General features: G+C 74.2%; 11 protein-coding genes. 4 read left to right on the top strand and 7 right to left on the bottom strand.

What is annotated here, in order from left to right; genetic code table 11:
* Window positions 1-31: 31 nt before the first annotated feature.
* Window positions 32-862, top strand: coding sequence for an ATP-grasp domain-containing protein (locus tag ACQKM2_RS12150; RefSeq protein ID WP_427708761.1), 831 nt, complete (start codon window positions 32-34; stop codon window positions 860-862).
* Between the two features lie 36 nt (window positions 863-898).
* On the opposite strand, the gene eno is transcribed toward ACQKM2_RS12150, so the two are convergent.
* Window positions 899-2206 carry a phosphopyruvate hydratase gene (eno, locus tag ACQKM2_RS12155; protein WP_427708763.1) on the bottom strand — a complete coding sequence of 436 codons (1308 nt, stop codon included), beginning with the start codon at window positions 2204-2206 and terminating at the stop codon, window positions 899-901.
* Between the two features lie 175 nt (window positions 2207-2381).
* On the opposite strand from eno, the gene ACQKM2_RS12160 reads away from it, so the two are divergent.
* Both ACQKM2_RS12160 and ACQKM2_RS12165 read left to right on the top strand, forming a co-directional pair.
* Window positions 2382-2804: a MarR family winged helix-turn-helix transcriptional regulator gene (locus ACQKM2_RS12160; RefSeq protein WP_427708765.1), complete on the top strand. Its 423-nt coding sequence runs from the start codon at window positions 2382-2384 to the stop codon at window positions 2802-2804.
* A 117-nt stretch (window positions 2805-2921) separates the two neighbouring features.
* On the top strand, window positions 2922-4037 hold the full coding sequence (locus tag ACQKM2_RS12165) for a hypothetical protein (RefSeq protein WP_427708766.1): 1116 nt from the start codon (window positions 2922-2924) through the stop codon (window positions 4035-4037).
* Here ACQKM2_RS12165 and ACQKM2_RS12170 read toward each other — a convergent pair.
* The 5 genes from ACQKM2_RS12170 to ACQKM2_RS12190 all read right to left on the bottom strand — a co-directional run bounded on the left by ACQKM2_RS12170 (window position 4034) and on the right by ACQKM2_RS12190 (window position 9313).
* Window positions 4034-4915 (bottom strand): carbohydrate-binding protein, encoded by an 882-nt coding sequence (locus tag ACQKM2_RS12170; protein ID WP_427708768.1) that lies wholly within the window; start codon window positions 4913-4915, stop codon window positions 4034-4036. The two genes, ACQKM2_RS12165 and ACQKM2_RS12170, sit on opposite strands and share 4 nt — an antisense overlap.
* A 119-nt stretch (window positions 4916-5034) precedes the next feature.
* Complete coding sequence (locus ACQKM2_RS12175) at window positions 5035-5967, bottom strand: AraC family transcriptional regulator (RefSeq protein WP_427708770.1); 933 nt, start codon at window positions 5965-5967, stop codon at window positions 5035-5037.
* 132 nt (window positions 5968-6099) lie between these two features.
* Window positions 6100-6558: an SRPBCC family protein gene (locus tag ACQKM2_RS12180; RefSeq protein WP_427708772.1), complete on the bottom strand. Its 459-nt coding sequence runs from the start codon at window positions 6556-6558 to the stop codon at window positions 6100-6102.
* Window positions 6559-6689: 131 nt separating this feature from the next.
* Window positions 6690-8027, bottom strand: a complete 1338-nt coding sequence (locus ACQKM2_RS12185; protein ID WP_427708774.1) for a carotenoid oxygenase family protein — start codon at window positions 8025-8027, stop codon at window positions 6690-6692.
* Between the two features lie 2 nt (window positions 8028-8029).
* On the bottom strand, window positions 8030-9313 hold the full coding sequence (locus tag ACQKM2_RS12190) for an MFS transporter (protein WP_427708776.1): 1284 nt from the start codon (window positions 9311-9313) through the stop codon (window positions 8030-8032).
* Window positions 9314-9500: 187 nt separating this feature from the next.
* Between ACQKM2_RS12190 and ACQKM2_RS12195 the strand changes: the two genes are divergently transcribed.
* Window positions 9501-12164 (top strand): ATP-binding protein, encoded by a 2664-nt coding sequence (locus tag ACQKM2_RS12195; RefSeq protein WP_427708778.1) that lies wholly within the window; start codon window positions 9501-9503, stop codon window positions 12162-12164.
* Here ACQKM2_RS12195 and ACQKM2_RS12200 read toward each other — a convergent pair.
* Window positions 12126-12500, bottom strand: coding sequence for a DUF2255 family protein (locus ACQKM2_RS12200; RefSeq protein ID WP_427708780.1), 375 nt, complete (start codon window positions 12498-12500; stop codon window positions 12126-12128). The genes ACQKM2_RS12195 and ACQKM2_RS12200 overlap by 39 nt on opposite strands.
* Window positions 12501-12530 lie beyond the last annotated feature (30 nt).

The raw sequence follows: 12530 nt of genomic DNA on the forward strand, positions 1-12530 counted from the left end.
TTGGTGGGGCGGGTTCGTTAGGCTCACCGGAATGGAAGCCCGCACCCCGCCCGTCCTGCTCCTGTCCGCACCCCGCACCTCGACCGCCGAGCTCATCGCGCGGGCGGCGGCGTGGCGCGGTTACGACGTGGCCGACCGGGCGGCTCTCGCCGTGGGGCGCCGGGTGCACTGGTACGGCGGCCCGCTGGCGGCCGCGCGCTTCGCGGGCTCCCTGGGCATCGGGCTGCTCGAACCGGCCGACGACTGGCTGACGCGCCTGCCGCACGCCCTCCTCGGGCGCTCCGTACGGCTCACCACCCTCACCGAGGCACGGGCGCTGCGGGAGCGGGTCTTCGTCAAGCCCCCCTCTGCCAAGATCGACCTGCTGCCCGCCGCCGTGCACGAGGACGGGACGACCCTGCCGGGCGGGCTCGCAGGCTCCACGCCGGTCCTGGTGAGCGGGGTGGTGGAGTTCACCGCCGAGTACCGGTTGTTCGTCCTCGACGGGGAAGCCGTCACCGGAAGCCGCTACGCCGTCCACGGGCACCTCGACCCCGCGCCGCTGGACGCCGGCAGCCGCGCCTTCGCCCGTACCGTCCTCGATGCCGCGGCCGCGGGTCTGCCCAGCGCGGTGTGCCTGGACATCGGCCGGCTGGCCGACGGCGGCTGGGCGGTCGTCGAGGCCAACATGGCCTGGTTCGCGCACTGTTACGCCGCCGAACCGGACCGCGTCCTCGACGTGGTGCTCCGGGCCGCCGGCCCGGTCGGCGAGGTCGCCGCGCGGGACCGGCCGTACCTGAGCGGGTCCTCCGTCGCCGATCGGGCGGTCCCGGAACGGGAGGACGGCCCGTCCGACGCGGCGCGGACGGGCCCCCGACGGTGATCGGGGGACCGCCCGGTCCCTACTCCTGCCCGCCGGTCACGCCCGGCGCAGTGCGGAGCGGCCCGCGTACCGCGCGGCGTCGCCCAGCTCCTCCTCGATGCGGATCAGCTGGTTGTACTTCGCCGTGCGGTCGGAGCGCGAGAGCGAACCGGTCTTGATCTGACCGCAACCGGTGGCCACCGCCAGATCCGCGATCGTGGTGTCCTCCGTCTCGCCCGAGCGGTGCGACATGACGGCCGTCCAGCCCGCCGCGTGGGCCGTGGCCACCGTGGCCAGTGCCTCGGTCAGGGTGCCGATCTGGTTGACCTTGATCAGGACCGAGTTGCCGGCCCCGGTACGGATGCCCTCGCGCAGCAGCGTCTCGTCGGTGCAGAACAGGTCGTCGCCGGTGAGCTGGCAGCGGTCGCCGACGCGGGCGGTCAGCTCGCGCCAGCCGTCCCAGTCGTTCTCCGCCATCGGGTCCTCGATGGAGACGAGCGGGTAGGTGTCGATCAGCTTGGCCAGGTAGTCGGCGTTCTCGGAGGGGGTGCGGCGCACCCCTTCGCCCTGGTAGTCGTACACGCCGTCGCGGAAGAACTCCGACGACGCCGGGTCCATGATCAGGGCGATGTCCGCGCCGGGGCGGTAGCCGCTGCGCTCGACGGCGTTCACCACGAAGTCGAGCGCCTCCTCGGCGGTGCGCAGCGAGGGCGCGAAACCGCCCTCGTCGCCGACGCCCGTGGAGTGTCCGGCGGCCAGCAGGTCGCGGCGCAGGGTGTGGAAGACCTCGCTGCCCATGCGGACGGCTTCGGCGAAGGTCTCCGCGCCCACCGGCGCGATCATGAACTCCTGGAAGTCCAGCGGGTTGTCGGCGTGCGCACCGCCGTTGACGATGTTCATCATCGGCAGCGGCAGGAGGTTGGCGTCAGCGCCGCCGAGGTAGCGGTAGAGGGGGCTGCGGTGGGCCGCCGCGGCCGCCTTGGCGGCGGCGAGGGAGACGCCGAGGATCGCGTTGGCGCCGAGCCGGGACTTGGTGGGCGTGCCGTCGAGCTCGACCAGTGCGGCGTCGAGGCCGGCCTGGTCGGCGGCGTCCCGGCCGCGCACGGAGGCCGCGATCTCCCCGTTGACGTGTGCCACCGCGCGGTCGACGCCCTTGCCGTGCCAGCGCGCGGCGTCCCCGTCACGCAGTTCCACGGCCTCGCGGGCGCCGGTGGAGGCGCCGGAGGGGACGGCGGCGCGGCCCAGGGAGCCGTCCGCCAGGACGACGTCGACCTCGACGGTGGGGTTGCCCCGGCTGTCGATGATGCGGCGGGCCGTGACGGTTTCGACGGTGGCGTCGACGGTTCCGGGTGCCTGTGCGGACATGGTGTTTCCTCCCCGTGGTCAGATGCCGTGGCCCCGGCTGCGACAGCGCTGGCGCTGGGCCCGACGGGAAGAGACTCTACAGCAAAGCTGTTTAGTTCTGCTGTGCAGTTTGGCTGTACAGCATGGCTGTACAGGTCGGGTGCACACTTCGTCGGCCACCGGGGTAAAGTGCCCTATGCACACCTCGGAAGCCGCCGCCATCGCCGCCGAACTGCGCACCGCGATGGGCAAACTCACGCGGCGCGTCAAGAACGAGGACCGCATCCCGCTGGGCCAGGCCGCCGTACTGGGCGCCCTCGACCGCAACGGCCCGATGACCACCAGCGACCTCGCCGCCGATCAGCGCGTACGCCCGCAGTCGATGGCCCGGGCGGTCGGGCTGCTCATGGAGCAGGACCTGATCACGCGCCGCCCGCACCCCACGGACGGCCGCAAGTCGCTGGTCGAGCTGTCGGACACCGGCCGCACCGCGCTCGAAGCCGAGCGCGGGCGCAGGGCCGGCTGGCTCGCGCAGGCCATCGAGGCCGAACTCACGGACGAGGAACGCGCCCTGCTCGCGCGGAGCGCCGCCCTGCTGGAACGGCTCGCCGGCCGCTAGGGGGCGTCCCCGCGCCGCTACAGGCGCACAGAGCGGTATCCCGGGCGGACGGGAAAACACCTTGGTCGCCCGCCGCGCAGCTGCGACGATGCCCCTGTTTCGTTTCGCGGAGGGCATTTGTTCGTTTTCGTGTGTGCCGGGTGCGGCGCCGGCCTGACCGTCCCCCTGTCCCAGGTCGAGTTGCCGGTCCACGCCCATCAGAAGTACGGGAACGGGATCCGGCTGCCGGTGCTCATGGAGCCGGGCACGTTCGCCGTGGAGCCCGAGCGCTGGGGCCCGCCTTGGCGGAGGTGGGAGGAGGCCGACGCGGACGAGGCGGCGGCCCGCGGCATCCACGTTCCCGTCCACGCCGTGTCCGACGGCGCACCGGGCGCCGTCGCCATCGCTCCCGGAGACGCCCGCGGCACGGTGCTCGTCCCCGAGAAGGGCGGCGGCCACTGCTGCGGACTCGACTGGGGTGACGGCCCCAACATGGCCTGCGAGGCGTGCGGCCTGCCGGTGGCGAGCCGGATCGACGACTGCTCGCTGTGGCAGGCGGTCTGGCTCGCGCCGGACGCCGTGCGCCGCCGCCCCGTCGCCACCGCGGGCGACTCCGAGGCGGCGGTGTCCTCCTGGGAGGAACTGCTGGAGGAGGGGAGGGCCACGCCTCCGGTCGAGCCGATCACCAGGTGGGCCTCGCTGTGCGGGCTGGACCACTGGTGGTCATGGAGCCCTCGCTGGGAGGCGGCCGCCGGCCGGGCCCTGGCCCACCTGCTGGCAGCGGCGGACGGCAGACCGGTGACCGTCCCCGACGGCCTGGCCGCGGAGGTGTTCCAGCGCGCCCTGGACGCCCTGCTGCCCGCGGACCGGCCCGCGCGCCACGCCGTCCTGGCCGGGCCGGGGCTGCCCGCCCCCGGCACGGACGCCGACATGGTCCTCGTACCGACCCACCCGCAGACGGGGGAGCCCTGGAGCCCGGCCGGCCCGGCCGCATCGGCGTACCCGGTGCCGCTGCCGTTCGGGATCTGGAAGTGGATGGCCTTCCCCGAACCGCAGCTCCGGCTCCCCGCGTCGGGGACCATGCCCGACGGCGTCCTCCGCGACGACCCGCCCGCACCGCGCCCCGATCACCTGTTCCGGGCCGACGCGGGCACCTTCCGCGACACGCTGGTCCGCCTGCCGGCCGCCCGAGGCGCCCGGCTGCGCGAGATCCTCGACGACCTCGTGCACCACATGCGCGCGGGCCTCTTCTAGCCGGCGGACCGTCCGGCGGAGAGGCGCTGCCAGAGCGCCGGCACGTTCGGCGGCTCCCAGCCGACGACCGCGGTGTGCGCCTGCAGGCAGCGGTACGCGAGTCCCGCGTACGCGGCCCCGTCGCCGGCCCGGTACGCCCGGCCCGGTGTCCAGGTGCCCGTCGGCGGCGGCGGTGTCGTCGGCGGGGGAGTGGTGGGCGGGGTCGTCGGGTCCTGGGGCACGTCCAGGACGAAGTCGAAGGTGCCCTCCTGACCGGGTCCGGCCTGGCGCAGGTTCATCAGCAGGCGGCTGTCGAAGAGGGTGTCCGTGCTGTTGCGGGGCTCGCCCGGGAAGTACAGCTGGGTGGTGACCACCCGGTGCCCGGGCGCCTGGAGTTTGACGTGGAGGTGGCGGGTCCGCCCGGGGTAGAGCCCGGGAACGATGGTGGTCAGGCTGAACGAGCCCTGGGCCGTGCTGAACTGGTGCCCGCGGAAGCGGTATCCGCTGTTGTCGTACGCCCCGTTGTGGTCCGCCTGCCAGAAGTCGAGCAGCACGCCGGGTACGGGGCGGCAGGCCCGCCCGAAGACGTACCCGGTGACGGTGAGCCGGGTGCCGGGCGTACCGCTCGTGACCAGGGAGTTCCGCAGCGGGGAGTCGGGCTTGAAGTACGGGCCTTCCATCTGTTCCACCGTCGGCTCGTCGCCGTCGTGGCAGTCCGGGGTCGGGGCGAGGACGGCGCCGCCCGACGCGGGCTGGTCGCGGGCGAGTGCGACCCGCCCCCCGATCAGCAGCGGGGCGGTGCCGAGCGCGGCGGCGGCGCGCAGGACGGTCTTCCGGCTGACCCGGCGTCCGCTTCCTGCGGGTCCGGGTGTTGCGGTGGGCTCCTCCGGTAAGGGCATCGAGGCCTCCTCGGCTGGACGGGTGGGGGTGTGGGCGCGCGACGGGGGAGGGGCGGACCCTGGCGGGGATCCGTCCGTCCCGGGCGGGCCGGGGGGCCCGGTTGCGGCCAGCAGTCAACCTACGGGCCGTCAGGGTGCGCGGCGATGGACTCGATCCGGGGATCGTGGTGATTTCGACCGGCCCAGCTCCGGAACTCGCCCGGCGACATCCCCGTCTCCCTCCGGAAGAACCGGCAGAAGTACGCCGGATCCGAGAAGCCGGCCAGGTTCGATATCTGGCGTACCGCCATGTTCGTGCCGGACAGGAGCCGCTTCGCCTCCAGTGTCTGCTGCTGCCGGATCAGGCTGCCGGGGGAGCGCCCCGTGGCCCGCCGCACGAGCGCCTGGAAGTGCCCGGCGGACACGCCGAGTTCCCGCGCGTACCAGCCGACCGGCCGCCCCGCCCCACCGGCTTCGCAGAGCAGCCGGCCGAAGGCCGAGGCCAGTTCCGCGGCCCGGTCGCGCGCCGGGGCCGGCGCCTCCGGCGGGGCGCCGGTACGGCCGGGGGTCCGGGAGGCCCGGGCGATCAGGATGTGCAGGCAGGCCCGCAGCACGTTCTGGTACCCGGGCCGCAGGTCCCGGTACTCGCCGCCCATGTCGGCCAGGAGCGCGGCGATGGGCGCGGCCTGGTCGCCGGCCGGGTGCCCGGGCCGGCCGGCCAGCGCCCGCAGGGCGGCCGCGTCGTCCGCGTGGGGCAGGAGGAAGTCCTCGTTGAAGAGCACCACGTGCCCGGTGAGCCCGTCCGCCGCGTCCCAGTGGTGGACCTGGCCGGGGGTGATCACGCACAGCTGCGGGGGCTCCACGGGCCGGCGGACCAGGTCCAGCACGTGCGCGCCGCTCCCGCCGGTCACGTAGACGATCTCGTAGAACGTGTGCCGGTGGGGGAAGGCGGCGCGTGACAGCGGGCCGATGGTGTCGAAGGTCCCGATCGCGAAGGGCAGCAGGTGGGGGAGGGGGACCTCAAGGCGGTGGAGCGGGAGTCCGGGCAGGCGGGTGTTCCGAAGCGGGTCCATCCCCGCAGTCTCCGGCCCGCCCTCCAGCAGGTACAGACCATTCAAGGACGTCCGCCGCCGCCCGCCCCGGGGCTCGGGGGGCGGGCGGCGGCGGACGGAGGGGGCGGGGTGCCGGGCGCGGCGGTCCTCCCGTCAGGGCCGGTGGTCCTCCTGCTCCGCGGCCTCCTTGAGTGCGTCGAGCCAGGTGACGAGCGAGGCGTCGAGCGCGGCGGCGAGGTTGTCCCGGTCGGCGTCGACGGGGTCGCCCGCCCAGGACTCCCGGGTGCGGACCACGACGCCGTCGCCGTCCTCGGTGAAGGTCCACTCGTGGACGCCGGTGATGCCGTGCGCGGGACCGCCCCAGAGGATGCGGTGCGCGGTGTCGACCGCGTAGACGGTGGAGTCGATGGACATCCCCGCGGTCATCCAGTGGAAGGTGGTTCCGGGGGCGACGGGGCCGTCGAGGCGGGCCTGGGTGATGGCGGACAGCCATGCGGGCCAGCCGCCGATGTCGGTGTGCAGCTGCCAGATCCGTTCGACCGGGGCGGCGATCCGGATGGTGTGGTCGGCGATGACGGGGGCGTTCTCGTCGATGGTCGTGGGGTACGTCATGGGATGCTTCCTCGCTTTCGGGGGCCCGGGCCGCCGCCGAGGGGGAGAAGGCGGCGGCCCGGGCGGCTTGGGGGTGCCGGGCGGTGCGACGGTCAGGCGGGTTGAGGCGGGTTGAGGCGGTTTGAGGAGGGTCAGGCGGGCAGGTCGGTGTCGGGGATCCAGTCGCCGTGGATGCCGGCGGGAACCCTGCGGGGCAGTTCGACGGCGGCCACGGTGCTCAGGTCGCCCGCGTCCAGGACGAGCAGCTCCGAGGAGTCCGCCGCGACGTCGCTGACGATGGTGAGCAGGTAGCCGTCGTCCTCCGCGCTCCCGCCCTCGGCGGGTACGAAGACCGCCTCGCCGGGCATCCGTCCCGCACCGTGCGCGAGCAGCGTCTCCCGCCCGGTCAGCGAATCCATCTTGACGGTGTGGTAGCCCGACAGGCCCGCGCCCGGGAACGCGATGGCGTAGCTGTAGCGGTGGTCCGAGCCGGTGCGGGCCTCGTTGATCGACGGGAACTCCGTGACGAGTTCGCCCAGGGACTCCGCGGTGACCTTGCCCTTGGCCGGGTCGATGACCCACCGGTGGAAGGTCGACCCGGCGTCGGGACTGGTGCCGTAGCCGGGGGCGCCGACCCACCACTTCCACGAGCTCTCCCACGCGGACCGGTCGAAGCGCGGTGCTTCGAGGACGATCCGGCCCTGCCGGTCGGTGTGGGCGTTGGCGACGTGCAGCAGCGCGGCCTGCTCGGGCGCCTCGTACCAGGTCGTCCTGCCCCCGGCACGCGGCATCACGCCGATGCGCAGCGGGACGTCGTCGTGCCAGCGGTAGGGGATCCCGGAGTGCTCGGCGTGGTCGAAGACCACCGGCGAGTTGATGAAGACGACGTGTTCGCGGGTGATCGCGAAGTCGTGCATCAGGGACGGCCCGGAGCCGTCGACGACCTCGGACCGGACGATCGCGCCGGAGGCGTCGGCCACGTAGTACGTCAGGAACGGAGCGAAGGGGCTGTAGCTGAAGAAGTGCAGTTCGCCGGTCTGCGGGTCCTCCTTCGGGTGTGCCGTCATCGAGCTGGTGAGCTTGCCGCCGAAGTCGTGGACGCCGATCGTTTCGAGGTCGGCGCTGACCTCCCAGGGCAGGTTGGCCTCCTGCAGCGCCAGGTAGCGGCCCCCGTGGAAGATGATGCTGGTGGCGGCGGCGCTGACTTCGAGCTCGGTCCCGGTGAAGGGGACGCCGTCGAGGAAGGGCGTCCGCACCCAGCGGTTGCGGTACCACTCGGCCCGCCCGTCCCGCAGGCGCACCCCGTGGAGCATGCCCTCGCCGCGGAACCAGTGCGTGGGCGTGACGCCCGGCTTCGGGTTGTGGCCGTTGCGGAAGTAGCGGCCGTTCAGCTCGGGCGGGAGGGTGCCGCGCACCTTCAGGTCCCGGCCGGTGATCTCGTCGGTGACGGGGGCGAAGTGGTCGCTGATGTAGGGCTTGGCGTAGGACATGGTCAGGCCTTTCGGGTGGAGAGGGCCGAGATGAGGAGGGTCAGGGCGGCGCAGGCCAGGAAGGCCGCGCCGGAGGAGGGGAGCAGGGTCAGGAAGGACAGGCCGACGGCTCCGCCGATCTGCCGGGTGGCGTTGACCAGCCCGCCCGCCAGGCCGTTGTCGGCGGCCGGCATGCCCGTGGAGGCCGCCGCGGTGAGCCGGACGAAGGCCGTTCCGAGGCCGGCGCCGATGAGGAGCGTGGGGCCGAGCAGGTCGGCGAGGAAGGTGCCGTCGGCCGGGGTCCGCGAGAGCCAGGCCAGTCCGGCCGCGAGGGCCAGCAGGCCCAGGGGGAGCACGCGGCGGGAGGAGGCCCTGCCGGTGAACCAGGAGGAGAGGGTGATCACGAGGGCCAGCGGCAGCTGGGTCAGTCCGGCCTCCAAGGGCGAGTAGCCGAGGGAGCGTTGCTGGTAGAGGGGCAGGAAGTAGAAGAGTCCGAGCCAGACCGCGCCCAGCAGCGCCATCAGTACGTTGGGCGCCGCGACGACGCGCATCCGTACCGGCAGCAGCGGGGCGGCGGACCGCCGCTGGAGCACCGCGAACAGCCCGAGCAGTGCCGCACCGGCCACGGCCGCCGGCCAGGGACCCGACAGGCCGTAGGCCAGGGCGACGAGCCCCGCCGTCACCGTCACGGTGCCCGGCACGTCCAGGGTTCCGCCGCGGGGCCGGTCGGCCCCGACGAGCAGCCAGGTGGCCACCAGTACGGCCGAGGCGAGGGGGACCATCACGAGGAACACCGCGCGCCAGCCGGACAGAGCGGTGAGCAGGCCGCCCAGCAGCACGCCGGCCGCACCGCCGGCACCGGAGACCGCGCCCCACACTCCGAGCGCGGTGCCGCGCCGGTCCCGGCCGGAGTAGAGCGTCAGGACGAGGGCCAGTGCTGTGGGCGCCAGCAGGGCTGCGCCCGTTCCCATCCCCGCCCGGAAGGCGATCAGGGCCGTCGCCGTGGGTGCCAGGGCCGCGCCGAGGGCGGAGAGGGCGAACAGGCCGGTGCCGAGCAGGAACACGCGGCGGAGGCCGTACACATCGCCTGCCCGGCCGCCCGGCAGCAACAGCGCGCCGAAGACCAGGACGTAGGCGTTGACGGTCCATGCCTGGCCGGTGTCCGACAGGTCCAGCCCGGCCCGGATCTGCGGCAGGGCGACGTTCACGATCGAGGTGCTCAGTACGACCAGGAACTGGGCCGTGGCCAGGACTCCCAGCGGCAGCCACCCGGTGGTGGCGGTTCGTCGCAGTGCGGTGCGGGTCATGGGTAGACCTTCGCAACGGGCGGCCGCCGCTCGCGTCGGTAGTCATCACCTACCCGGCTCACGGCCTCCGCGTAGGCCCCGTAGGTGCAACTCGACCTCACCGCAGCGGTGTTCGTTCCGCGGCGGCGGCGCCGGGCGGTGATCACCCCGGATTCCCCCGCAGTGCGCGACCGCATAGGTTTCCTGCATGCCCACGACATATACGGATGTGCTGATCGGCCGTCAGGACGAGACGGGCCGCCTCGACGCCCTGCTCCAGGCGGCACGGGAGGGCCGCGGCGGCGCCCTCGTCCTGCGCGGCGAACCGGGAATCGGCAAGAGCGCGCTGCTGCGGCACCTGGACCGGTCCGCGTCCGGATTCCACGTCATACGGGCGTCCGGCACCGAGTTCGAGAGGGAGCTGCCGTTCGCCGCCCTGCACCAGCTGCTGACGCCCGTGATGGGCGGGCTGCCGGCACTCCCCGCGCCGCACCGCAAGGCGCTGGAGATCGCCTTCGGCCTCGACACCGGCGCACCCGACCCGTTCCTGGTCGCGATGGCGGCGCTGGGCCTCCTGGTCGAGGCCGCGCAGGAGCGCCCGGTCCTCTGCGTCGTCGACGACGCGCAGTGGCTGGACCAGTCGTCCGTCAAGGCACTCGCTTTCCTGGGCCGGCGCGTCTCGGCCGAGCCGGTCGCCCTCGTCCTCGCCGCCCGTGAACCGGGCCTGCGCCCCGAACTGGACCAGCTGCCCGGCCATTCGCTCCGGAGCCTCGGCGAAGCGGACGCCCGGGCGCTGCTGGCCGTCGCGGTCCGCGCCCCCCTCGACGAGCGGGTCCGCGACCGCATCCTGGGCGAGGCGCGCGGCAACCCCCTCGCACTGGTGGAGCTGCCCCGGACCGCCGGACTCGCCGGCATGGCCGGCGGATTCGCCCAGCCCGACACCGTGCCCGGCGTGATCGAGCAGAGCTTCCGCTCCCGGCTGGAACTCCTGCCGCCCGCGGCGCGACTGCTGGTCACCCTCGCCGCCGCCGAACCGACCGGCGACCCCGGCCTGCTCTGGCGTGCCGCCGAGCTCCTCGGCATCGACGCCACCGCCGTCGCGGAGTCCGTTCCGCTGGTCGACTTCGGCACCCGCATCCGCTTCAGCCACCCCCTCGCACGGTCGGCGGCCTACCACGCCGCCGCACCGGACGAGCGGCGCCGGGCACACGCGGCGCTGGCCACCGTCACCGACCCGCAGACGGACCCCGACCGGAAGGCCTGGCACCGCGCCCAGGCCGGCGCCGGCCCGGACGAGCAGGTCGCCGCCGAACTGGAGGCCTCCGCCACCCGCGCCCGGGAACGCGGCGGCATCGCCGCGGCAGCGGCCTTCCTCGAACGGGCGGCCGAGCTCACCGTCAGCCCGGCCCGACGCGCCGAGCGGGTCCTCGCCGCCGCCGAGGCCACGATCTCGGTGGGCGACTTCGACACGGCGGCCGACCTGCTCACCACCGTCCGCACCGACGACCCCGGCCAGGAGGCCAGGGCCGACCTGCTGCGCGGCAGGCTGTCGTTCGTCCGCCGCCGCGGCGACGAAGGCCCCACCGCGCACCTCCTCCGCGCCGCCGCACGCCTGGCCGCCACCGACCCCGCGTGGTCGCGCGACTGCTACCTCGACGCCTTCGAGATGGGCCTCCTCCTCGGCGGCCTCGACGAAGTGGCGGACGCCGCCGCGAAGGCCCCGCCGAAGGACGGTCCGCCGACCACCGCGGCGGCGGTCCTGACGGGTCTGATCAGCCTGGTCGGCGACGGACACCGGGCCGCGGGAGAGACGCTCGGACCGGTGGTCGCCGACGCCGACGACGAGGTGTGGGCCCGACGGCCCTCACTGGGCTTCATGCTCGCGACCGAACTGTGGAACTTCGACACCCTCCAGGGCGTCGCCTCCCGCGCCGTCGCGGCCGGCCGCGAGTCGGGCTCCTTCCACGCCCTGCCCATCGGGCTGGCCATGCTGGCCACGGCGAAGGCGCACACCGGCGACTTCGGATCCGCGACGGAGCTGATCTCCGAAGAGGAGGCCATCGCCGACGCCACCGGGGCGGCACCCCTCGTCTACCCGCGCCTCCACCTGGCCGCACTGCGCGGGCGCCGCGCGGAGGCCCTCGAACTCTTCGCCTCGGTCGAGCACCGGATGAGCCTCAGCGTGCAGTGGGCGACGGCCGTGCTCCACAACGGCCTGGCCGACTACGCGACCGCACTGCAGGCGGCCCGGCGCGCGGTCGCGTACGGCGCGGTCGGCACGGCGGGCCTCGCCCTGCCCGAACTGGTCGAAGCAGCCGTGCGGTGCGGCGAGCCCGAAGCCGCCTCCGAGGCCCTCGCCGCCCTCCAGGAGCGCACGCGGACCGGCCGGCACGCCTGGGGTCTCGGCGTCGAGGCCTACGCGCGGGCACTGGTGACCGAGGACGAGTCCGCCTACCAGGAGGCCCTCGGCCTGCTCGGCGACGACCGGCTGGCCGTCTACCGTGCCCGCGCGCACCTGCTCTACGGGGAATGGCTGCGCCGCCAGGGCCGGCGCCGGGACGCCCGTTCCGCGCTGCGGCAGGCGCACGAGTCGCTCTCCGCCCTCGGCATGGAGGCCTTCGCCGAGCGGGCCGCCGGCGAGCTGCGCGCCACGGGCGAGCAGGCCCGCAGCCGGACCTCCGAGGCCTCGGACCAGCTGACCATGCAGGAGGTGCACATCGCGCGCCTGGTCGCCGACGGCGCCACCTCCAAGGAGGTGGCGGCCAAGCTGTTCCTCAGCCCGCGGACGGTCGACGCGCACCTGCGCAACATCTTCCGCAAGCTCCAGCTCACCTCACGCAGGCAACTGCGGGACCTGCCCGGCATCCGTTAGGCACAGGGTTGTCGCGGCCGCCTCCGGGCCGTTGATCGACGCCACGGGGCCCGGCCAGCAGAGTCCGTACTTCGCCTGGTAGGCGTCCGAGACCCGCTGGACGAGCCCGGCGTCGCCCACCGGCCGCAGGGCGACGGGCAGCTGGCCCGACGCGGCTTCGATCCGTACGTCCGCCCGGGCGAGGACCCGGCGGTACCAGGCACTGCGCCGCCCGAACGCGGACCGCACGTAGGCCCGTCCGTCGACCAGCACCATCCAGAGCGGTCTGGCCGACCACCGGCCGTCCGCGTGCCGCGTCCACAAGATGATCTCCATGGTGTCCTCGAAGGTGTCCATGGACCCACCTTCACGGTGCGGCCCCCGCCT

Source organism: Streptomyces sp. NPDC004126 (assembly GCF_050275515.1).
Taxonomy (GTDB): Bacteria; Actinomycetota; Actinomycetes; order Streptomycetales; family Streptomycetaceae; genus Streptomyces.